The organism is Roseofilum sp. Guam, from assembly GCF_017746735.1.
In the GTDB taxonomy this organism is placed as follows: Bacteria; Cyanobacteriota; Cyanobacteriia; order Cyanobacteriales; family Desertifilaceae; genus Roseofilum; species Roseofilum reptotaenium.
Map to the genome: position 1 here is coordinate 1 of NZ_JAGHZN010000020.1, position 23,884 is coordinate 23,884.

Genomic DNA, 23,884 nt, shown 5'->3' on the forward strand with positions numbered 1-23,884 from the left:
TCAAAACCTGGGCCGAATTTGGTATTAAAGTAACGAACCAAACCTCAACTCCCTATCGCTTTATCTTCTTTAACTTAGAGATGGAAATGGTAAGACCAGACGGACAACTCATCCAACCTGATTATGCTAGAAATTTAACAAATCCCCCATTAGACTCAGATTTTCTTTTAGCTAAACCAGGGGAGACCTTAACTTTCTGGATCAAAGCTAAATTTGTCTGGAGGGGGTATAAGCTTGGATTTTGCTATCGAGACCTCTCTAATGGTTTCTATACTTTTCTAGGTCTGAGGCCGATGAAATACTGGGTGCGTTTTACCTACAGTAATCTATCCCCACGTCGAAATGTTAATATATATACAAGTCCGGACGACTGTACTCACCCCCGTCAGCCTTGGCCCTTTTTAGAAGAGCTTTGGACGGGTATAGCATCTTCACCTTACGAAGAGTTCTACTTAGAATATCCTCCAGAATAAGGAGTGAAAAAAGCAAATATCCATCGATCAATTCTTAAACCTATGGCATCCGTAGAGAGTAATTACACCATTACTAGTGGTATCAGGTTTGAAACTCTTGTACCAGAACGAGTCTTGATTATCCCCAACCAGGATAATATCAAAACCTGGGCTGAATTTGGCATTAAAGTAACGAACCAAACATCAACTCCCTATCGCTTTATCTTCTTTAGCTTAATTCCAGAAATTGTAGGACCAGAGGGAGAAGCAATTGAATATGGTGCTGGTATAAATCATGCCAATCTCCCATTAGAGTCAGATTTTCTCTTAGCTAAACCAGGGGAGACTTTAACTTTCTTGACAAAATCCAAGTTTTTCTGTGTGGGCAACAAACTAGGATTTGGTGGTGTCAACCGCTACAATTTATCTTGGAGTTATAGAGGTCTGAGACCAATTAAATATTGGGTACGTTTTACTTATAGAAAAATATCTCCAACTCCAAAAATCAGCCGTCAATCTTGGCCCTTTTTAGAAGAGCTTTGGACAGGTATAGCATCTTCACCTTACGAAGAGTTTTACTTAGAATATCCTCCAGATTAATCTTAAATTCAGTAAAATTCACTTAGATTTTATTCCCTGATACAGGTAATATCTAGCCAACATGAATGAAAGCAATTTTGTCGAAGTCAATGATATTCGCTTTGAGACTCTTGTACCCAAGCGAGTATTAACCCTGCCGAAAAAAAACCTAATTCAAAGAATTTCGGATATCAGAAGGTATTTATTAACACGATCTTTCCCTCCGTCCCCTAGATATCCGGTGGAGATAGGAATTAGGATTACGAATAACAGCGATCGCCCTCTTTACTTTAGTTTTTATATGGCCTTATTTCCTGAAATTATTAAAGTAGAAAATGGGGAAAACATTCCATTTTATGGAGGTTGGTTTCATACAAAATTGCCCTTAGAATCGGATTTTGCCCTAACTATACCAGGAGAAAGTACCTGCTTTTTTCTTGATGCCAAAATTTGTTGGATTTGTGGCAATGATTATGGGATTACCATACAGGTAAGCGGAGGCGGTTTTATTTTTAAACCCCTTAGATTGGGAAGAAGATATAAGCTTCGGTTAAGTTATCACAATCAAACAGCCACGCATCAGTTTTATGATTTTACTAATAAAAAATTTCAAGTAGTAGAAGGATTATGGACTGGCGAAATATTAACTCCGTTTGTAGAGATTTCGCTAGTCAAGAGTTAGACAAAAAAACAAAAATAATAAATCAAGGAACCTAGGAGGACTTTCTTGGTGGGATGCCGATATGACAAGAAACCCGGTTTCTACCTCAACTTACGAAGCCACCTCACTGGTATTCGTAATGCCCAAAACTTGGGTAAATCCACCCCTCGCTTGCGTCACGCCGATGGTGCGCTCCGAGGCTTCAATCATGGGACGACGGAGACTCACCACGATAAATTGGGCACTACCTAAACTTTGTTTTTTAATCATCTTCGAGAGACGTTCTACATTCGCCCCATCGAGGAACATATCCACCTCATCAAAAGCATAGAATGGGGAAGGACGATAGCGCTGGAGGGCAAAAATAAAGCTCAGAGCAGTTAAGGATTTTTCGCCTCCCGACATGGAAGCCAAACGCTGCACCGGTTTGCCTTTGGGATGGGCAACTAAATTCAGTCCGCCACTGAAGGGATCTTCAGCATTATCGAGTTGTAGATGTCCATCCCCTTCCGAGAGTTCGGCAAAGATCTGTTGGAAGTTTTCATTCACGGCATCAAAGGATTCCATAAACGCCCGAAAGCGCAGAGTCGTAAAGTTTTCTACCCTGAGTAAGAGTTCTGTGCGCTCTTTTTCCAGAATTGCCAGTTTTTCGCTCAGGGCTTCCAGGCGTTCGGTGGTATGTTCGTATTCTTCGATCGCCAACATATTCACGGGTTCTAAGGCTTGTAATTGTTTTTGCAGTTGGCGTAGGGTTTGTTCGAGTTCCTTCATCTTCAGTTTTTCTGGAACTTCAGGCAACGGATCGGGTAACTCGGCTTTCACCTCTTGAATCTGGTTTTGCAGCGCAATCAGATTTTGGCGACGGGTATTTTGGTTTTCCGCCAGTTTCTGTTGTTGCCATTGCAATTGTTGACGGTTGAGATGCAATTGGCGCAACTTTTCCTCCACAGCATCCCGTTGTTGTTTTTCCGCCCCTAGGGTTTCTTCCAGAATTGCCAATTGCCCTGTCGTTTGCGCCATCTGCCCCTTAATATCCGCCTGTTGGCGACGAATGCGGGTATTTTGGCTCATGGTGGTAGACTCATTCTGCTTGAGTTCGTTAACCCGCTCTAAACTTTGGCGAATTTTCTCATTGGTGCGATCGCGTTTTTTATCCAATTCCTGTAACTGTTGTTCGCATCCTCTCAAAGCAAGTTCTCGCCGATCTAATAGACTTTCTTTTTCCCGCAGTTGCTCTTGAATCGCTTGCCATTCCTTCGGTGCTTGATTTTCTTCCAACTGAGCCAAAGAGCGACGATACTCATCCAGTTGGCTCTGTTGTTGAGGCAGTTCCCGATTCAAGTATTCTAAACGGGTGCGAGTTTGATTCAGGTCATGTTCTGTTTGCGCTAAGAGTTCGCGAGCGCGATCGCATCGTTGCTGCTCGCTTTGGATCTGTTTTCGGCATTGCTCCAGTTGCAATTGTTTTTCCCGGTGCTGCCCCCTAACCTCCATCAACTCCGCAGAGGCTTTTTTTGTCGCGTCTGACAAGTTTCCCAGTTCCACCTCAATTTGAGCCAAAAGTCCTTCAATCTCGTTTATCCGGTCTTCTAGCGCTCTCTGCTGGGCTGATTCAGAACTGGCTGCACCCATACCCAAGCGCAGGCTCGATCGCTGGGACTGACTGCCCCCCGTCATCGCTCCAGAGGCTTCCAGCAGTTCCCCGTCTAGGGTAACCATGCGCAGATTGCCAATATGGGGCCTTGCAGCGTTGAGGGTGGCAAACACGGCAGTACTGCCGAAAACATAGGCAAAGATCGTGTCATAATGGGGGTCGCATTGAATCAGATTAACGGCATAGTCGATAAAGCCTTCAGCGCTGAAACCGTTATCTGGACGGCGACCGGGGCGGATTTTGTTTAGGGGTAAGAATGTAGCGCGGCCTCCTCGTTTTTGTTTCAGGAGGGCGATCGCCTGCGCCGCCACGTTATCATCATCTACAACAATATTCCCCAATCGCGACCCAGCCGCAATTTCCAGCGCCAACTGATAGCGGGAGTCTACTTGACCTAGACTGGCGACTAACCCATGAACGCCAGGGATCTGGGTTTGCATAATCAGTTTACTGGCGTAAGTTCCCGCCGCTTCTTGCTGGGCCTGTACTTGCGCCTCTAGTTTATCGAGTTGTCGTTGTTTATCCCGTTGTTCATTCAGCAATCTTTTCTGAGTTTGCTGCTGGGTTTGCTGGTCATATTCTGCGGTGGAGAGAGTTTGAGCCACTACCTGAATGCGCTGGGATAACTCAATGACTTCCACTTCCAACCCAGTCGCGCTTTCATGTTGACTGGCGATATTTGGTTCTAGAGTCGCAATGCGCTGATTCTGTTCTTCTAGGGTACGAGTTAATTGGCTTTGGCGCTCCGTCAGTTGTGCTTGTTCTGTGCGTTGGGGTTCTAGGGTTTTGAGAATCTCTTCAATATTGTGATTCAAAGCCGTTTGGCGATCGACCCATTCTTGAGACGCAGAGGCGATCGCCTGGGCTTGTTCCCGCGTTTCGGTTAAACTAGCCTGAGCTTCATCCCGACTATCTTGCAATCCCGACAAAGCCTGAGTTTCCAAATTATATTGATGCTGAATCGTGTCCAGGGTTTGCCGGTCTTGATGAATGTCTTGTTCCGTTTTTTCCCGATGGTGTTTTAACTGTTGTTCGGTGGTTTCAAGTTCCTGTTGCCGAGTTTCCAGTTGACTCAGTTGCGCTTGTTGAGTCGCTAACGTAGACTGGAGCGCTAATAACTGTTCTTCCCCCAAAGACTTGACACGTGCATTCAGTCCATCGAGTTCTTCACTTACCTGGGAAATTTGAGTATTCAGTGCTTCTAAGTTATCCTGAAATTCACCTTGAGTGCGATCGCCCGCTTCAATCGCTTCCCTCAGTTTTCCTTCCTCCGCACGCAAAGAGCGCCAGCGCAACACCGCTTCCCACTCCTGTTTCTGCAACAGTTCCGTGCGTAGGGTTTGGTATTTTTCTGCTTTAGCGCGATCTTTGGCCAGGCGATCGCGCTGGGAAATCAACTCCTGTTCTATAATCCGAGAATTCTCTTCCTTCTCCTTAACTTCCGTTAACTTCTCCTTCGCCAAATCAATCTTACGGTCAAACTGAGCCACCCCTGCCAACTCATCAATGATTTCCCGTCTCGCCTTCCCATTCATCGAGATAATACTCGTCACATCCCCTTGAAGCACCACATTATAGCCTTCCGGATAGATCCTCAGCCGGTTCAGATGCTCATGTAACTGAGTTAAGGTGCAAGCCTCCCCATTCATATAATAGGTTGACGTATAGGTTCCGGCTGGCGTAACCCGCAGGCGGCGAGTAATATGCCATTCTGGATCGAGTTCAATCTCCCCCTCTGGATCTTCTTCCTCCTCCCAGATGCTGGGCTCCACATCCGAAACATCCAACGTAACCGTCACACTCGCTTCCACCGTTGCTTTCCGTTTCTCCCCCTTCGCATGGTTCACCAGATCCGGCAGCCGTTCCGCTCGCATCCCCTTCGAGCTGGATAAGCCCAAACAAAACAGCAGAGCATCTAAGATATTAGACTTTCCCGACCCATTCGGCCCGGAAATCACGGTAAACCCAGGTAACAACGGCACAGCCGTTGTTCCCCCAAAGGATTTGAAGTTGGTCAGTTGCACGCCCTTAACGTGAACCATAGGATTGAGTGTTTAGACGGATTGAGGTTACTTCAATAAGAGTAGCGTAGGATTGACGAGAATGGATAATGGAGGCTCACCCATCCATTGATCGATTGGCTCTAAGGGCGATCGCGTGGAGATTTAAACCGAGTTTCTCTCAGGAGCTTGGATCGGGTTCTCAAGGTAGCCACAAACCTGGTTTCTTTGTTGGTTGCGATCGCCAGATCTCCTCAATGATTCACTCTAGTGCAATTAGGGGACACAGGGGGAGTTTGCCTATTGGCTAGCGCAAAGCGCTATCTCTTAATTCTCTTTTTGTAGTATTATTTTTTACTTAAATTGCCAAATTAGAAGGAACAACTGAAGAGATTGAAAAGCATTGACCCTCTCTTTCCTGCAACTTAGGAAAAGGGAGGATCAACAAGAGTTACAGGATCGGGCAAATTGCCCGTTGTTCCCAAGCTAAATTAAGCTTCATCTAAAGCAGCAATACCGGGAAGTTCCTTACCTTCGAGCAGTTCCAAACTTGCGCCACCACCGGTAGAAATGTGACTCATTTGATCGGCAACACCGACTTTTTCCACTGCCGCAACGGAATCGCCACCGCCGATAATGGTAGAAGCGCCGGTTTTGGTCAGTTCAGCCAAGGAGCGAGCGATCGCCTCTGTACCCTTAGCAAAGTTCTCAAACTCGAATACACCCATTGGCCCATTCCAGATTACTGTCTTACAATCAGCTAAAGCCGCTTTAAAGGTTTCCACCGAATCCGGGCCAATATCGAGTCCCATCCAACCATCAGGAATTTCCTCAACACTTACGGTTTGGGACTTGGCATCAGCCGCAAAATTATCCGCTACCACCACATCTGTGGGTAACAACAAAGCTACTCCCCGCTCTTTTGCCTTGGCTTCTAAAGCTTTGGCTAATTCCAGCTTATCTTCTTCCACCAAAGACTTACCGACATTCATGCCTCGCGCTTTATAGAATGTGAAGATCATGCCCCCACCAATCAGGAGCTTATCGCATTTTTCCAATAGGGTTTCAATAACACCAATCTTGCTTGATACTTTCGATCCGCCAATAATAGCGGCTAAGGGTCGTTGGGGACTTTCGATCGCTGCTTGCAGATACTGTAATTCCTTCTCAATCAAAAATCCAGCGACTGAAGGCTTCAGGTATTGGGTTACCCCTTCTGTAGATGCATGGGCCCGGTGAGCCGTTCCAAAGGCATCATTAACATAAAGATCGGCAATAGAAGCTAACTGTTTCACAAACTCTGGGTCATTCGCTTCTTCTCCAGCATGGAAGCGCACATTTTCCAGTAGTACCACATCGCCATCGTTCATGCTGGCAACCGCAGCCGCGACTTCATCACCAATACAATCATTCGTTTTCTTCACCTCTTTACCCAGAAGTTCAGACAGCCGTTGAGCGACTGGAGTCAAACGCATGGACTCATTCACTTTTCCCTTGGGTCGGCCGAAGTGAGAGGTTAAAATAACTTTAGCCCCCTTGCCCGTCAAATCCTGTATGGTAGGGAGAGCGGCACGGATACGAGTATCATCAGTGATAGACCCATTATCAATGGGGACATTGAAATCCGCCCGCATGAGTACCTTCTTACCAGAGAGGTCAGAAGCCGACAAATTGGCGATCGTTTTCTTGGGCACAGGATAAACCTCCTTCAAAAAATTTTTCGTTATGTTTTTGATTACGCCATCGTCCACATTGTATAGGAGTCCGTGTCTCGGAGGTAAGACCTATGTTTAAGACTGTTCTCTTTCCGATTAATAAAAGCCAAGAAACCTTAGCAGCCACTGAGGTCGTGATGGATATTGTCAAAACCTATGGCTCTCATCTGATGCTGCTCTCTGTCCTGGAGAATGAGGTGACCGAAGAAGATGGGTCGAGAGACCCGATGACCTCCCATGAGCAAATTGCTGAACTTTTAAATAAAGTCCAAAGTGGCTTTTCTAAGAATGGCATTGAGGCTCAAATCCTGGAACGGCAAGGGAACCCGGCTTTTACTATCTGCGATGTCGCCGATGAAATGGATGTCAAGCTGATTATCATGGGAAGTCGGGGGGTTGGTCTGACGGAAGAAGGGCCAAAGGATAGTATTACCAATCAGGTGATTAACCTTTCTCCTTGTCCCGTCTTGATTATTCCCTAATGTTCCTGATTTTTTCATTCTGATTATGATTCAATGGTATCCCGGACATATTGCTAAGGCAGAACGTTCTCTAGCTGAACAACTCAAACGGGTTGATGTGGTCTTAGATGTTCGGGATATTCGCATTCCCCTGACGACGCAACACCCAAAGCTGAAGGAGTGGGTCGCTAGTCGGGAGCGGGTGCTGGTGCTGAACCGGATGGATATGATTTCCCCAGAGATGCAGGATTTATGGTTGCAGTGGTTTACGGATCGCCAAGAGAAGCCCTATTTTACCAATGCTAAATTGGGTAAGGGAATTCGAGAAGTGACCCAAGCGGCGATCGCCGCTGGTGCAGCGATGAATGAACGCCGGCGTAACCGGGGAATGCGTCCGCGTCCCGTGCGAGCAGTGGTTGTGGGATTTCCCAATGTGGGTAAATCGGCCTTAATTAACCGGCTCTTGAACCGCAAAGTGGTTCACAGTGCGGCGCGTCCAGGGATCACTCGGCAATTACGCTGGATTAAAATTTCTGCTGATATTGAGTTATTAGATGCTCCTGGGGTAATTCCAGCGCGGTTAGAAGATCAACGAGATGCGGTGAAGTTAGCCATTTGTGACGATATTGGTGAAGCCAGTTATGATAATCAACGGGTGGCGATCGCCCTGTTGGACTTATTGCACCAACTGAATGCCCATGTTAATACCTTGGATAAACTGCGATCTCGTTATGAAGTCGAGCCTGAAAACCTCTCTAGTGAAGACTATTTACATACCCTTGCCCAAACCAAATATCTCGGAGATTTAGAACGCGCTGCTTGTCAACTGCTCACCGACTTTCGTAAAGGTCACTTAGGGTTATTCTCCCTGGAATTACCCCCTTTGCGATAATCTTCTATAATCTCAAGGCCAGCACTCAGTACAATAGACCTCTTACATAAGCAGGTAGAAGATATAAGATCAACTCAGGGTTTGTATGATTTAGCACAGGGAGCCAATTCTAATGGCCGATCGTTTTTTTCACCCCCCTAAAACGGTTCCTTTATCCATCTATATTCTTGTGCCTGTGGTATTGCCTATCCTGGTGGCAATGACACTCACCGGATGGCTCTCCCTACGCCAAAACCATCAGTTAGTCCAACAATTATCCCTGCAATGGATGCAGGAAGTAGCCGATAGCCTAGAAACAAGACTCACCCTGAATCTCGATTTTCCTCAAGAGCTACTCAACTCCTATCCCACCCTTCCCTTAGATGATAAGAGTGCTTTATCCAATCAAAACTGTTTTTGGCCCTTCCTCAACAGTTTTCCCCACCTTCAAGGTATTTATTTAGGATTACACGATAGCGGAGACCTGCTAGCTATTCATCGTACAGAAAATGGTGAAGCAATTTGTACCCAAGCTAATCGTGAAACAGAGCAACGTTTATTGTCTTATCGTCTCAACGATCAAGGTGAAATCCAAGAGCAAATTCAGGCTGCTTCTACTCCCTATGATGTGCGCCAAGAATTTTGGTATAAAAACAGCTTAATTGAACAAAACCCGACAATAACCATTATACCATCCCCTTCCCACGCTAAGAACTCTGTCCATCTCCAACTCAAGCAACCTTTATACAACACTGAACAAGAATTAGTTGCGGTCAGTAGAATGGATTTTAATCTCGATTTGTTTCTTGATTATATTCAAGAAAAATCTAGGAATTTTTCCGCAAATATTCTTGTTTTTGATCCACAGCTAAACCCCTTAAATCACTCTGCATTGACTTCTGAGAAACAAAATGCTCTCGACTCCGAGTTAGTGCCTGAAATTCAAAATCATCTCCAGAATCCATCCAGCGATCGACTGCAAATTATTAACCACAATAAACAAAACTATTGGATTTTAAGTTCTCCCTATCATTGGCCTGGCGAGCAGCAATGGTGGATCGCTATCATAGTCCCGGAACAACAAATATTTAAAACCGTACAAATCAATTTTCGTAATCATCTCTTGATTAATTTATCTGCATTATTAATCGCTATCACTTGGGGAGGGTTCTGTCTTTATAAAGTGAGCTATGTCCTCAATCAGTTGAGCCAGAACGTGGAAGAAGCTCTGTATGGAAACTTGCACCTTAAAAGTTGGAATAAATCTATCGTTGATCCTCTGGATAGATTAATTAATCGTGCGCAAAGGCTATCTGATTATGGCTCTCAAATCATGGAGTCAATCCAAGAGGAAAATAAACGCTTATTAGACAAAGTAGATTCGGGGACGAATTTATTGATAGAAGCGGTAGAAAAAGCCGATCAAGCCAACCTGAAATTGCAACAATCTCAATCCCTGTTAGAAAGTATTATTAACAGTTCCATGGACGGGATTATGGCGTTTCAGTCTATCCGAGATCAGCGCGGTAGTATTGTTGATTTTGAATGGATTGTTTGCAATCAGGTTTCTGCCTACTTTTTTCACATAAAAACAGTTAATCTAGTGGGTAAATCTTGGCTTCAAGAAATAAAAAGCCCTAACCTAAGAAGCTTGTTCGATCATTATGTGAGTGTGGTGGAAACAGGTAGAAATGTAGAATTAGAGTTTCCCTATGATTATCAAACAGAACGGGCTTGGTTTCATGTTATTGCGGTCAAACTAGGGGATGGCTTATCCGTGAACTTTCGGGATATTACTGACCGTAAAAAATCTGTATTTGAACTGCGAAAAATGCTCGATGAGGTGCATAAACTTGCCAATACAGACGGCTTAACCAAAGTGGCTAACCGTCGTCAATTTGATGAATGTCTCTATCAAGAATGGTTACGTTTAAAACGCGATTGCTTACCCCTATCCATAATTTTATGTGATGTGGATTACTTTAAGCTCTATAATGACACTTATGGGCACCAAGCGGGGGATGACTGCCTGATCCAAGTTGCTCGCGCCATTCAACATTCAGTCCGACGCGCTAGTGATGTTGTTGCTCGCTATGGAGGAGAAGAATTTGTTGTCCTGCTTCCGAATACGTCAGAAGATGGTGCAAAAGTGGTTGCCCAGTTAATTCAGTCCAAAATGGAAGATTTGCAAATTCCCCATGAAAGCTCGAAAGTGTCTTCAACCGTGACGATTAGCTTGGGGATTGCCACCTTAGTTCCTACCGCACAACGATCCAAAGAAAGCTTGATTGCTCTAGCGGATGAAGCGTTATATGAAGCTAAGGAACAAGGACGAAATCAATTTGTAGTCAAATCTTAATCTGGGGCAGGTAACGTAACAAAATGTTGCAAGTCTTTGAAAACTATTGAGAAATGGGCCAAAGTCCTCTACTGCCTTTACCCTGGTTCATTAAAATAATGTTAACTTTCCCCAATACCAACTTATGAACGATCAACAGAGCTATCGTCTCCATTGCACCCTCTCCTTTGGAGATATCTACGGACAAATCATTGTCTGGTTAATTGTAATTTTCATCAGTTTAGCAGCCGCCTTGGCCTTAATGGGTGCAGGGAGTCCGGTTTATGCCTTAGCCACGGTGGGATTAATTCTCGTTCTTTCTTTACCATTTCTGTTGTTTAGCTTTGTGACGACCTTACTCAACCATATTGAATTTATGCCGGTTGAAGAGCGCCAGCAAAAACGCTCCTCTCGTGCAGGAGCATCCCAAAATCCAGCACAAGCAGCCGGTTAACCGGATTCGTAATGGTATTGTTGTAGGGGCGAAGGGCCCCTACTAATTGCCTGTTTCTTGACCCAGTTGGAGAAGATCAACCAAACCATGTTAGAGCATGATGTAATCATTGTTGGCGGTGGACTGGCCGGATGTCGTGCGGCTGTGGAAATTGCCCGCACCGATCCTAGTCTGAACGTTGCTGTAGTGGCTAAAACTCATCCGATTCGATCGCACTCGGTGGCGGCTCAAGGGGGTATTGCGGCTACGTTGAAGAATGTCGATTCTGAGGATAGTTGGGAAGCTCACGCCTTTGATACAGTGAAAGGCTCCGACTATTTAGCAGATCAGGATGCGGTAGAAATTTTAGCCAAGGAAGCCCCGGATGTGGTCATTGATTTAGAGCATTTGGGGGTTCTATTTTCCCGTCTACCCGATGGTCGCATTGCTCAACGAGCTTTTGGGGGCCATTCCTATCGCCGCACCTGCTACGCTGCGGATAAGACGGGTCATGCCATTCTTCATGAGTTGGTGAATAATCTGCGCCGCTATGGGGTAAAAGTCTATCAGGAATGGTATGTGATGCGCTTGATCCTGGAAGAGGGAGAAGCGAAGGGGTTGGTGATGTACCATATGCTCGATGGTCGCCTCAAGGTAGTGCGAGCAAAGGCGGTCATGTTGGCGACTGGGGGCTATGGCCGGGTGTTTAATACCACTTCCAATGATTTTGCCTCGACGGGAGATGGGTTAGCAATGGTCGCTCAAGCAGGTCTCCCCCTTCAGGATATGGAGTTTGTACAGTTCCATCCGACGGGATTATATCCAGTTGGGGTGTTGATTTCCGAGGCAGTCCGGGGCGAGGGAGCTTATTTACGCAACAGTGAGGGGAATCGCTTCATGGAACAGTATGCCCCAAGCAAAATGGAGTTAGCTCCCAGGGATATTACGTCTAGAGCCATTACCCTGGAAATTCGCGCTGGTCGGGGGATTCATACTGATGGCAGTGCGGGCGGCCCCTTTGTGCATTTGGATCTGCGCCACATGGGGCGGGAAAAAATTATGAGCCGCATTCCGTTTTGTTGGGAAGAGGCCCATCGCTTGGTGGGTGTGGATGCGGTGGAGGAACCGATGCCAGTGCGTCCCACGGCCCATTATTCTATGGGGGGGATTCCGGTGGATACGGATGGTCGGGTACGCAGTGGGGTCGATGGGTTTGTAGAAGCGTTGTTTGCGGCTGGAGAATCGGCTTGTGTGTCGGTGCATGGGGCAAATCGTCTGGGGAGTAATTCCCTATTGGAATGCGTGGTTTATGGCAAACGGACGGGGGCGGCGATCGCCCAATATGTCCAGTCTCGCAAGTTACCGAGTTTGGAGGAAGGGCCTTATCTGCAAGAGGCACAGGAGCAAATTCAAGCGTTATTAGACCAACAGGGAGAACAGCGTATTAATCCCTTGTGCCAAGCGTTTCAAGATGCCATGAGTCAATATTGTGGCGTATTCCGCGACCAGGAATCGATGGAGAAGGGGTTAGAGATTACACAAGAGTTGCAAGAGCAATATGGCACGATTTATCTTGGCGATCGCGGATCTTTGTGGAATACGGAGATTATCGAGGCCCTTGAGCTGAAAAATATTATGGTGGTTGGCCGCATGATCCTCACCTCTGCTCTGAACCGTCAGGAGAGTCGGGGGGCCCATTCCCGCGAAGATTATCCCCAACGGGACGATCCGAACTTCCTCAAGCATTCTTTGGCGTTTTATTCGGCCGCAGGCATTGATATTCAATACCGTCCGGTGACGCTGACCCAGTTTGAACCCCAAGAGCGGAAGTATTAAGCATGGGGGCGATCGTATAAGAGAGCCAATCTAGCCCCTATCAGGTCAGATCGTCGGGATTGATGCCCAGTTGTTGCAGGTGTTCTCTTAATTGTTGAATCTTCTGATTTTGTTCCTCAACAAGGGTTTCGGCTAGGTTTGCTCTCTCCCGTTCGCGATCGCGCTCCGACTCAGCCTGATTTGCCCTCTCTTGCTCTAGCAGAGCCAGTTCTTCTGGTAACAAGATCAAATTGTCCTCTGGATCGTAAAAACGCAACCAAGGGGCATTTTCTTTCATCAACTCCCCTTGCCAAGTGCCCACCCATAATCCCAAACTTGCACACCATAACCACCCGTACTGATTAGGGCTAATTTCCTCATACTTGCGGTTAACACCTAAACGCCATCCCTGTAATGAGTTAGAGTCAAAGGGATTGTAGACAAAATAATCGCTGGTTTTAAAGGTTTGTTCGTATAACCTTTTCTTTTCATTGAGATCCTGTTGGGCAGTTGAGGGTGACATCAATTCGACAATGACATCAGGATAGCGTCCTTTCTCTTCCCACACGATCCAACTGCGGCGCTCTAGGGTTCCATCTACATTTAAGACGACAAAAAAATCCGGCCCGCGAAAGTCTTTGTTTTTGACTTGTGCGCTACTGTAGTAGACAAACATATTGCCACTACTATAGTAATCGTTGCGTCCTTGATAAGCCTGGTGCAAGGAGGAAATCAAGACATTCATGCCGATGCGATGACGATTGCTTTCCAAGGGTTCTCCGTCGTCATAAGGTAAATCAGTGGGTGGAAGAGGAATGACTTCTTCTTCAAGGGTTTCGGTTTGAGGTTGTTGTTCATCTATCAATTGAACCGACATTGTTTTTTTCCTCAATACTGAATTTATCGTAGTATAGCACTATGCTTGGTGATCGCCCTTTTCCCAGCCTCGAATTTCCGATAGGGTATACAGAGGACGGCCTTTGACTTGTTCGTAGATGCGACCGATATATTCGCCCAGAATGCCGATGCTGACAAGTTGTATGGCTCCCAGGAAGAAGATGGCAATCAGGATAGTGGCGAACCCGGTGAGGGGAGCAGTGGGAGCGACGATGCGCCAATAGAGGACTAATACTGCCATCAAAAGGGCGATCGCTGCAGCCGCTAAACCAACGTAAGTGGATAAACGCAAGGGGACTTTGGAAAAAGATACGATGCCGTTAATGGCCAGAGATAATGATTTGGTAAAGGTGTATTTGACTTCACCAGAAAATCGGGGGCTACGCTCGTATAAAATAGCTGTTTGCTGGAAGCCAATCCAAGCTCGCAGACCTCGAATGTAGCGATCGCGCTCTGGCATCTGATTTAAAATATCCACCACACACCGATCCATCAAGCAAAAGTCGCCTGTATCCGTGGGAATCTCCACATCTGATAGATATTTCAGTATCCGATAAAACAAGTAGGCCGTCCATCGTTTCCGCCTCTTTTCTTGATGTCGGCGGGTTCTTTGGGCATAGACCACTTGATAGCCCTGTTGCCATTTTTCCAACATTTCTGGAATTAATTCCGGAGGATCTTGTAAGTCTGCATCTAAGATGACCACTGCTTTACCGCGCGCATAATTTAAACCCGCAGTTACGGCAATTTGGTGACCAAAATTACGGGCAAAACTGAGATAACAAACCCGGTTGTCCCTCTGATACAATTCCCGCAATAAACGTAAGGAAGCATCCGTACTGCCATCATTAACCAAAATTAATTCCGTCTGTCCCTCTAATTGCTCCATCACAGACTTGAGACGATTATAGAGTTCAGGAATCGTGTTTTCTTCATTGTAAATCGGAACAATGAAGGAATAAATAGGCTTGACAAACGGTTCCATTTTTGTTTAGGATTTCTCCTTATTTATTCAGATGCAAGATCGGATGTAGATTAGGGACATGATTAAACCTAACTTTATTAAATCATGGTTGGGACACATCATTTGTTTGATGCTTCTAGTCATTACGGTTTGCAGTGGTACAATGCTTTATGTCTCCAGCGAACAGTATTTTCACTTTTGGGATTTTGCCGCTTATCAAATGTGGACGCAACAAAGTTTTACTGCTTTTAGTCAATCTTGGTCAATCGGTTGGCAGGAACTGCAAGCGTCTTTTTACCATAATTATAACAAGCTGTATACATTACCCTTACTTCCAGGGTTTTGGCTATTTGGAGACTCTCGGTTAGGCTATATCCTCAGTTTGGCGATCGCCTATTTAATCCCCTTCACCTTAGCCATGGGCGCGATCGCCACCCAGCTTATCCGTATATATCCGATCCTTGTCTTCTGGTCAACCGTATTTTTCACCCTCTGTATTCCCGCCAGTTGGTTACCTACATTACAGGGGTATCCAGACACTGGAGCCGCCCTATTCATCGCTCTAGCCATCTGGATTTACTTAAAAAATATACGCTTAAAACACTGGTGGCAAATCCCCTTAATTGGGATTTTATTAACCTTAGCGTTTTTATGGCGTAGGCATTTTGCCTATTCAGGAATTGCCCTCATTTTAACCTTAATCATTCAAGGCATCGTCACCTATTTTCAAGACAAGAATCAAGCATCACCTAAAGTTATCAAGAACCTGATTCAATATCAAATTAAAGTCGCGTTAATTGGCTTAACCAGCTTTCTCACCTTAGCCACGATCGCTCGACCGTATTTAGCCATGGCAACCCAAAGGAATTATAACACTCTTTATGAATCCTATGTTATGCCCTATGGGAAACTCTTTCATCAATATGCTGATTTTTATGGACTCGGTTTACTGATCTTTAGTGCAATAGGTTTTATTCTCGCTTGGAGGAGCAAGAATCAGATCGGCATATTCTCGCACCCGTCTTATATGATTCTATTGATTTTTTATCTGATCTGTGCAATGGAATGGATCGGAATTCTGCGCTATATGGGTGTTCAATACACCCTGCATTTTACTCCCTTGATGATTTTGGGTTTAATCACCCTAATTTGGGCAATGATTAGCTTGATTAAACTGCCTATCAGAAATTTTTTAATTGGCACAGTTCTTGGCTATTTAGCCCTCAACCTAACCCTATCTTTCACTTCCTTAGGACAACCCTTAAGCCTAACTCCAGCAAAAACACTCGTTTCTTTACATGCACCACCTCCCTACCGATCTGATTATCCTGAGTTAGTGCGACTGATGCAAGCATTACATCGCCTTGCCCCCAATCAAGAACCTTTATATTTGGTCGGATCTTCTCCTATTTTTAATAACTCCTTAATGGTTTCAGCAGAACAAGAATTATATGGCCAAGATAGTTCTCAACTCTATATCCTACAAACTCCAACACTAGACTCTCAAGATTGGTATCCTCTAGAACAGTTTTTACAGGCAAAGTATGTGATTATTTCCCAACCTTTTCAACATAATATTGCCATTGAAGAAACAGAGGTAGAGAAAGTCATTTATGATCTTTTTAATGAGAATTGGCCAATCGCAGCAGACTTTAAGCAATTACCTCTAGAATTTGAACTGGAAAATAACATCAAGCTGGTCATTTATCAGCGACTGCAAGATACTTCGGCAGAAACTGCATGGAAAACTTTTATACGGATGAAAGAAGTCATCGGCGATCGCCCGGGAAGTCAAGAAAATTGGATTATCCTGAACCCTAACTTTAAAGTATCCATTTTACCGGGACATACAACCTATACCCTCTCTACCTATTTTAACGATCAAAATTACAATCAATCCCTAGATATTCTCTGGATTGATGATCTACCTAACCCCTTGACCTTAACAGGATTACCTCGCTTTTCAACTGACCTTTGTCCAGAATTCAGCTTACAATTTTCTTGGATGAGTTCCCAAGGAGAATCAAAAATCTCTGCCGAAACTACCTTTAGTTTTTATGATGCCCCTGTCTTTGAACTTCCCTTAGAGCGTCTCCCGGAAGGCTATCTCAATCTCAGTTTAAGAGTAACCGATCCTCAATCATTCACGACCCCTTGTTATCTAGGAATTAATCAACTAAACTTAAAATAGAGTCCCTAAAAGAAATCCCTTTGCCAATCGTTAGGAGGCAAGTTACTTAGAGCCAATTGTTAAGCCTAATTAAAGCCCAGCTACGGCAAAATAGCAAAAATATTGTAAAAAATGAGTGTATCATGTCAGAAGAAACCTTAAAAAAAGAACGAGACTTTCACGATCAATGGGCATCTATCATTGATATTGACCAAATTCAGGTAACCGATTATTTTGAAGCTTGCACGGCTCCCGAAAATCGATTTATCTTACATCACTTGGGAGATGTGAAAGGCAAAAGTTTATTAGATGTCGGGTGTGGAGCTGGGGAAAATAGTGTTTATTTTGCCCAAAAAGGCGCTCAATGTGTGGCTTCTGACTATTCTCCGGGCATGGTAGAAGTAGCCTTAAAGTTAGCCGAAAAAAATAGGGTGAGTATCGAAGGTCATGTAGGGAATGCCATGGCTTTCAATTTCCCTGACAATAGTTTTGATATCGTTTACGTGGCTAATCTGTTACATCATCTTCCCGATCCGAAGTTAGCGCTTCAAGAATTGCATCGAATCGTTAAACCAGAGGGAAAAGTCTGTTTTTGGGAGCCATTAAAACACAATCCAATCATTAATGTCTATCGGCGAATGGCGACTGAAGTACGAACGGAAGACGAACATCCTTTGGATATTGATATTATTCCCTTTGTAGAGTCCTTATTCGAGCGAACTCAATGGGATACCTTTTGGATTGCTACCTTGTGGATTTTCCTGCGCTTTTATTTAATTGAACGGGTTAATCCTAATGAGGAGCGCTATTGGAAAAAGATTATCCTCGAAAAGGATCGATTGGAACCCGAATATCGGCGACTAGAAGAGATGGATCGGTGGCTGAAACAGATTCCAGGGATGAAGCGGATGGCGTGGAATTTAGCAGTTGTGGCGACAAAGTAAGAACGGTCTCAATTCTGTTTAAATTTCACAGGAAGTCGCACAGTAAACGTTGTGCCTTGGTTCACCTGACTTTTAACTTGAATTGTTCCTTGTTGCAGGTCAACAAATTGTTTAACAATGCTCAAACCTAATCCTGTACCGGGAATGTTACTCACATTACGCCCTCGGTGAAATAACTCGAATAAATGGGGTTTGTCTTCGGAGGGAATACCAATGCCTTCATCTTGAATAGTGAAAATGACATGGTTTTGACGCTTGGCGAATTTGAGACGAATAGCTTTGTGTGCGGGGGTATAGCGAAGCGCATTGGAGAGGAGGTTATTGAGGATAGAGCGAAGGAGTCGTTCATCACAATAGGCGATCGCCTGGCGAGAGCGGCTGATAAACTCAATAGGGGACTCTGGCCGAGTATACTGGCGTTCGGCTAACAACTGGCGGCAAAATTGAATAAAATCCAGAGGTTGGGGCTTGATTTCTAGCACCTTTGCCTCAATTTTGCTGATGACGAGGATATCATCAATCATCTGAGTCATGCGTTCTACGTTATTATTGATGCCCAAAAGATAATCTGCTTTTTCTACCGCAGTCAGTTGCAAATCATAGCGTTTCAGGGAAGAAATCGACAGGGTAATGTTATTGAGGGGGTTGCGAAATTCATGGCAGAGCATGGCGATAAAGCGCGATCGCATTTCGCTTAATTCTTGCAATTGTTGGTTAACCTGCCGGAGTTTAGCGGTGCGCTCTTGTACTTTAAGTTCTAACTCCTCATTGCTGCGCTGTAGGACTTCCTCCGCCCAACGACGCTGAGAAATATCCCGAAACGTCACCACCGCACCAATGAGCCGCCCATTATCCTCTCGCATGGGAGTACTGATATATTCTACAGGAAAACTCGTACCATCTTTGCGCCAAAATACTTCAGTCGTCACTCGATGGGTACTGCCATCTTGTAGAGCAGCATAAATGGGACAATCTTCCCGGCAATAGCGTGTTCCATCTGCATGGGAATGATGCAAGACGGCGTGCATCGACATGCCGATTAATTCCTCAGTTGACCAATCAATCATAGCAGCAGCAGCAGGATTGACAAATGTCACATTTCCCTCTAAATCAAGACCATAAACTCCTTCTCCCACAGCATTGAGAATAAGCTGATGCTGACGGAGTAATTGGGTAAAGTCTTGGGCTACCGGTTGATCCAGGGGAGTCGAGGGTGGAGTCGCAGACGTTGGGAACCAAGCATAATTAGTCATCTGAACAGCATGTTATAGCGCTTTGGGCAAGCAGATATGAAATGTGGGGCTAAGGAGTCAACCCTGTTTCCCCGAAAATCCTCTTTTTTCAACTTTCTGATCTATTTTGACCTAAAAAGTGTAATGGACTACATCATAAGAGAGCAAATTCGAGCTTAATAAACTCAATCAAAAATAGTCTTATATTCATACCCTGGGAGAGTAATGAAAACGATCCTCATTATTGAAGATGAACGTCAAACTCGCAATATTTTTTTGAGATCCCTAGAGTTTGAAGGCTTTTGTGCCTATGGAGCCAGTAAGGGTTCTGAAGGGGTGCAATTGGCTCGCCATCATCGACCGCACTTAGTCGTTTGTGACATTATGATGCCAGATATGGACGGCTATACCGTTTTGTCGCAACTTCGCAGTTCTTCAGAAACCGCAGGAATTCCCCTAATCTTTTTAACTGCCAAAGTTACGATGGCTGATTTACGTCAAGGGATGGAATTAGGCGCTGATGATTATTTGACCAAACCCTGTACCGTAGAGCAATTTTTGTCCGCGATCGCCACTCGCCTGAAACGCCAAGATGATCTGCTAAAATTATATGGGCGATCGCCTCAGCAATACTCAGACCCTAAAGTGTCCCCATCTACCTCTGCTTCTAGCATTTTTCCCCATTGTCCTAAATTAGTTCAGGTCTTCCGCTTTATTGAAACCTCCTATCACAAACCCATCAATCTCAACGACGTTGCCCAAGCGGCGGGCTATTCACCAGCCTATTTAACCCACCTGGTTCAAAAACAGACTGGACACACCGTCAAACAATGGATTATTAAGCAACGAATGGCAAAAGCTTGTCAGCTTTTACAAACCACCCAAGAAACCATACGACAAGTCGCTGAACGCTCCGGCTATCCCGATGCTGGATACTTTACCCGCCAATTTCGGCAGATTCATGGCATTTCCCCCCTATCCTGGAGACAGCAATTTCTCTCACCATCGCCTGAATAACAATCATATCTAAAAAGAACGATCTGTATCTCAATTAACATAATCAAGATTGATTTCCCTTCCTAGAGAAACTCCTAAAAAAACTCCCAATTTTCCCCAAATAAAGTCCAATGCATTTCTAGAGTTGACCTGATACATTACTGAATAATATTCACTCCGAATCTGGATGTAACAGCCAATTGTTATTGGTCAGGTTTCGTATTTGTTTGCTTGAGATGGACATGGATCTATGGCTTTAATTTCGGCACAGGAGACATTTAAAAATTGGCAATCTGCCCAAACAAGTAACAGAACATGGTCTAATTTACAGCCATTGTGTCAAGTCTGTGGACGACAACACTCGAGCTTTGACCATTGGGACTTTATGCAGACCTTGCCCCAAGACCCCGTTGAGTTAGTAGATGACCTCGTAAAAATGGGCATCTACAAAGAAAACCAACTGCGGGCAGCCAACACGGTTAATGCCTATGAACTCCGCAAGACCTTATTTTTGAAACGAGTAGGTCGGGGCGACCCCAAACGGGAAAAGCTCATTTTAGCCCTTTGTCAACAAGCTGGGGGCTTAGAAAATGCTTTTGCTGCTGCCTTTGGCCCCCAAGCTGGACAATTCTTTGGGGATGCCATTCGCAATGGCAAATCCACCCGTCGAGAATTTCTACGCAATATGGCTGTCGGGGCAGCCCTCGTTAGTTTAGCCAGTTGTGCAGATGGGGGTTCAGGAGAATCGGAAGCAGAAAGCGAACCCGTAGCTGCCGCAGACGTGGAAAAAACCGATCTGCAAATTGGGTTTATTCCCATCACCTGTGCCACCCCCATTATTATGTCGGAACCCTTGGGCTTCTACAAAAAATATGGGTTTAACGCCAAGGTTGTCAAAATGCCCAGTTGGGGTGCCGTTCGGGATTCGGCGATCGCCGGAGAACTCGACGCTTACCACATGCTCGCCCCCATGCCCATCGCCATGACCCTCGGTTTGGGATCGGCTGCCTTCGGAGTCAAACTTGCCAGCATCGAAAACATCAATGGCCAAGCCATCACCGTTGCCGAACGGTACAAAGGGCAAGTCAACGGCCCGGCAGACTTCAAAGGCTTTACCATCGGCGTTCCCTTCCCCTACTCCATGCACAACCTGCTGCTGCGCTACTACTTAGCCACTGGTGGCATAGACCCCGATGTCGATGTGCAAATTCGTCCCGTTCCTCCTCCCGATAGCATCGCCCAACTCGTCGCTGGGGACATTGATGCCTATCTGATGCCCGACCCATTCAATCAACGGGCAGTTTACGAAGAAGCAGGCTTTATCCACATGCTCACCAAAGAGCTATGGCCGGGACACCCCTGTTGTGCTTTTGCCGCCAGCGACCAATGGATTGAAGCCTATCCCAAAACCTTCCGCGCCCTGAATAAATCCATTATCGAAGCCGCCGGGTATGCGAGTAACCCTACCAACCGTCCAGAGATCGCTACCGCCATTTCAGAACGAGCCTTTCTCAACCAACCTGTAGAAGTTGTGGAAGCCGTCCTCACCGGTAACTTTGACGATGGCAATGGCAATACCTTAAATATCCCCGATCGCATCGACTTCGATCCCTATCCCTGGCAAAGTTTCGCCAACTGGATTTCCTCCCAACTGGTGCGCTGGGATCTGCAAGGAGACGGTTTAGCCCCCAAAGCCATTCCCGAAAAAGGCTACGACACGGTAGGTAAAGACATCTTCTTAACCGGCCTTGCCCGCGAACTTGCTCAGGAACTCGGCCAATCTCCCCCGTCCGATATCTATCGCACGGAAACCTTGAAGTTTGATACCTTCGACCCCGCCGATCCAGCCACCTACGTGCAAGAACAGATTGATGAATATGGTGTTTAGTAAAACAGTCGTTAACCGATGACCCTCACTGAATCAACCCCAATCTCCATTAAACGGAAGCAACGACAAAACCCATTTTTGAACGAGAATGTTCAAGCGTTTGCCCTCTTTATCGGCTCCTTAGCGCTCTTTCTCCTCTTCTGGGAAGTCGGCGCTCGTGCAGAACTGTTTGCCAAAGGAGTGCCTACAGCCTCTAAAACCTTATCTGAATTGTGGTGGTGGATTACCCATCCGTTCTTTAACAATGGCCCCAATGATTTGGGCATTGGTTGGAACCTGTTGATTAGTTTACGCCGAGTTGCCATTGGTTATCTTTTGGCTTCCGTCGTCGCTATTCCGTTAGGCATTTTAATTGGCATTTCCCCCGTGGCCAGAAAAGGATTTAATGCCTATATTCAACTGCTCAAACCCGTTTCTCCCTTGGCTTGGCTTCCCCTAGGGTTGTATCTGCTCAGAGATTCTGAGAATACGGGTATTTTTATTATTTTCATCTCTAGCATTTGGCCCACCTTAATCAATACGTCATTTGGGGTGGCCAATGTAAACCCTGATTATTTAGATGTCTCTAAAACCCTGGGTGCTTCTCGGCTCCGCACCATTTTTAAGGTGATTATTCCCGCCGCACTGCCCAATATTATTTCCGGTTTGCGGATCAGCATGGGAATTGCTTGGTTAGTTATTGTTGCCGCAGAAATGCTTTTGGGAACCGGCTTAGGATATTTCATCTGGAATGAGTGGAATAACCTCTATATTCCCAATATCTTGGTCGCAATTTTTATTATCGGCTTAGTGGGTCTGATTCTAGATAGTCTCTTTGCTACTGCCGAGAAATTTGTCACATTTGGTCGAAACTAATGAGTATTAGTCCTTTGAATTTTAACCCCGTGACTCCCACAGATGCTTCACCTTCAGCTCAACTGTCAATCCGCCAGGTGACTAAGGTCTTTGAAGGTAAGCAAGATATCTTTAGTAAGATCCAGCGGAAAACCTCTCGAGACTTTGTGGCGATCGAAAATATTAGTCTCGATATTGAACCGAATACCTTCGTCAGCATTATCGGGCCGTCAGGTTGTGGTAAGTCTACCCTACTCAATTTGATCGCTGGTCTTTCCACTATTACGAGCGGCGAGATCTTACTCAATGGTTCCCCCATTCAGGGGCCAGGGCCCGATCGCGGTATGGTGTTCCAAAACTATGCTCTCATGCCCTGGATGACCGTAGAGGAAAATATCCATTTTGCTGTGGAAACGGTCTATCCCAAACTCTCGAAACGGGAGATCGGGCGCGTTGTTAAAGAACACATTCAATTAGTCGGTTTGGTGGGTGCAGAAAAGAAACATCCCCACGAAATTTCGGGAGGGATGCGTCAGCGCGTAGGAATTGCTCGCGCACTGGCGATTAATCCCCAAATTCTACTGATGGATGAACCCTTTGGCGCGCTTGATGCTCTGACCCGGGGCTTCCTCCAAGATGAGATCGAGCGCATCTGGGAACAGGAACGCAAGACTGTGATCATGATTACCCACAGTATCGAGGAAGCACTGTTGCTTTCCGATCGCATCGTCATGATGACACGGGGACCAGCCGCCGGGATCGATGAGATTCTGGAAGTGCCTTTCCCTCGACCTCGGAATCGGGAAGCGATCGATCTCCATCCTGCTTATCACGACTTGAAAGCCGAGATGGAAAGTCATCTATTCCGAGAAACTCGCGCTGTTGAAGAAGCAAGGGTGAAAGGGCGATAAGGCGCTTTGCGTGGCAGAAGAGTAATAGGTAATGGGTTTTATCCCTTTTTTGAAAAGTTAACTTTTAAC

At 45.5% G+C, this 23,884-nt stretch carries 19 protein-coding genes; 14 read left to right on the top strand and 5 right to left on the bottom strand.

The annotated features are described in order from the left end of the window. From J7529_RS09430 to J7529_RS09440, 3 genes are all read left to right on the top strand, one after another. Positions 1-473, top strand: a 473-nt coding sequence (locus tag J7529_RS09430; RefSeq protein WP_318728762.1) for a hypothetical protein, incomplete at its 5' end; no start/stop codon positions are given. A 3-nt stretch (positions 474-476) separates the two neighbouring features. Next, positions 477-1,052, top strand: a complete 576-nt coding sequence (locus J7529_RS09435; protein WP_318728763.1) for a hypothetical protein — start codon at positions 477-479, stop codon at positions 1,050-1,052. Positions 1,053-1,113: 61 nt separating this feature from the next. Beyond that, positions 1,114-1,713 (top strand): hypothetical protein, encoded by a 600-nt coding sequence (locus tag J7529_RS09440; RefSeq protein WP_318728764.1) that lies wholly within the window; start codon positions 1,114-1,116, stop codon positions 1,711-1,713. Between the two features lie 90 nt (positions 1,714-1,803). On the opposite strand, the gene smc is transcribed toward J7529_RS09440, so the two are convergent. Next, positions 1,804-5,388 (bottom strand): chromosome segregation protein SMC, encoded by a 3,585-nt coding sequence (gene smc / locus J7529_RS09445; RefSeq protein WP_318728765.1) that lies wholly within the window; start codon positions 5,386-5,388, stop codon positions 1,804-1,806. Positions 5,389-5,837: 449 nt separating this feature from the next. Next, the gene (locus J7529_RS09450; RefSeq protein WP_271940239.1) at positions 5,838-7,040 is read right to left on the bottom strand and encodes a phosphoglycerate kinase; all 1,203 of its coding nucleotides are present in this window, start codon (positions 7,038-7,040) and stop codon (positions 5,838-5,840) included. A gap of 92 nt (positions 7,041-7,132) precedes the next feature. On the opposite strand from J7529_RS09450, the gene J7529_RS09455 reads away from it, so the two are divergent. From J7529_RS09455 to J7529_RS09475, 5 genes are all read left to right on the top strand, one after another. After that, positions 7,133-7,543, top strand: coding sequence for a universal stress protein (locus J7529_RS09455; protein WP_271940240.1), 411 nt, complete (start codon positions 7,133-7,135; stop codon positions 7,541-7,543). 25 nt (positions 7,544-7,568) lie between these two features. Further along, positions 7,569-8,414 carry a ribosome biogenesis GTPase YlqF gene (ylqF, locus tag J7529_RS09460; protein ID WP_318728766.1) on the top strand — a complete coding sequence of 282 codons (846 nt, stop codon included), beginning with the start codon at positions 7,569-7,571 and terminating at the stop codon, positions 8,412-8,414. A gap of 112 nt (positions 8,415-8,526) precedes the next feature. Then, a complete protein-coding gene (locus J7529_RS09465; RefSeq protein WP_318728767.1) occupies positions 8,527-10,752 on the top strand; it encodes a diguanylate cyclase in 2,226 nt (741 codons plus the stop codon). Between the two features lie 124 nt (positions 10,753-10,876). Beyond that, positions 10,877-11,185, top strand: a complete 309-nt coding sequence (locus J7529_RS09470) for a hypothetical protein (RefSeq protein ID WP_271940242.1) — start codon at positions 10,877-10,879, stop codon at positions 11,183-11,185. Positions 11,186-11,272: 87 nt separating this feature from the next. Further along, positions 11,273-13,000, top strand: coding sequence for a succinate dehydrogenase/fumarate reductase flavoprotein subunit (locus tag J7529_RS09475; protein ID WP_318728768.1), 1,728 nt, complete (start codon positions 11,273-11,275; stop codon positions 12,998-13,000). Between the two features lie 40 nt (positions 13,001-13,040). Here the strand turns inward: J7529_RS09475 and J7529_RS09480 are convergent, their stop codons facing one another. Together J7529_RS09480 and J7529_RS09485 are read right to left on the bottom strand one after the other, a co-directional pair. After that, positions 13,041-13,856, bottom strand: a complete 816-nt coding sequence (locus J7529_RS09480; protein WP_318728769.1) for a Uma2 family endonuclease — start codon at positions 13,854-13,856, stop codon at positions 13,041-13,043. 39 nt (positions 13,857-13,895) lie between these two features. Next, positions 13,896-14,861, bottom strand: a complete 966-nt coding sequence (locus tag J7529_RS09485) for a glycosyltransferase family 2 protein (RefSeq protein WP_318728770.1) — start codon at positions 14,859-14,861, stop codon at positions 13,896-13,898. Between the two features lie 58 nt (positions 14,862-14,919). On the opposite strand from J7529_RS09485, the gene J7529_RS09490 reads away from it, so the two are divergent. Both J7529_RS09490 and J7529_RS09495 read left to right on the top strand, forming a co-directional pair. Further along, on the top strand, positions 14,920-17,031 hold the full coding sequence (locus tag J7529_RS09490) for a hypothetical protein (protein ID WP_318728771.1): 2,112 nt from the start codon (positions 14,920-14,922) through the stop codon (positions 17,029-17,031). A gap of 122 nt (positions 17,032-17,153) precedes the next feature. Beyond that, positions 17,154-17,954: a class I SAM-dependent methyltransferase gene (locus J7529_RS09495; protein WP_318728772.1), complete on the top strand. Its 801-nt coding sequence runs from the start codon at positions 17,154-17,156 to the stop codon at positions 17,952-17,954. Between the two features lie 8 nt (positions 17,955-17,962). On the opposite strand, the gene J7529_RS09500 is transcribed toward J7529_RS09495, so the two are convergent. Then, complete coding sequence (locus tag J7529_RS09500) at positions 17,963-19,207, bottom strand: PAS domain-containing sensor histidine kinase (protein WP_318728773.1); 1,245 nt, start codon at positions 19,205-19,207, stop codon at positions 17,963-17,965. A gap of 204 nt (positions 19,208-19,411) precedes the next feature. Between J7529_RS09500 and J7529_RS09505 the strand changes: the two genes are divergently transcribed. From J7529_RS09505 to J7529_RS09520, 4 genes are all read left to right on the top strand, one after another. Then, complete coding sequence (locus J7529_RS09505) at positions 19,412-20,203, top strand: response regulator (RefSeq protein WP_318728774.1); 792 nt, start codon at positions 19,412-19,414, stop codon at positions 20,201-20,203. A 229-nt stretch (positions 20,204-20,432) separates the two neighbouring features. Continuing rightward, a complete protein-coding gene (locus J7529_RS09510; protein WP_318728775.1) occupies positions 20,433-22,070 on the top strand; it encodes an ABC transporter substrate-binding protein in 1,638 nt (545 codons plus the stop codon). A gap of 18 nt (positions 22,071-22,088) precedes the next feature. Continuing rightward, entirely contained in the window at positions 22,089-22,925 is an 837-nt protein-coding gene (ntrB, locus tag J7529_RS09515) for a nitrate ABC transporter permease (protein WP_318728776.1), read from the top strand. After that, positions 22,925-23,815, top strand: a complete 891-nt coding sequence (locus J7529_RS09520) for an ABC transporter ATP-binding protein (RefSeq protein ID WP_271940254.1) — start codon at positions 22,925-22,927, stop codon at positions 23,813-23,815. Before ntrB ends, J7529_RS09520 begins: the two co-directional genes overlap by 1 nt. The last annotated feature ends 69 nt before the right edge of the window (positions 23,816-23,884 follow it).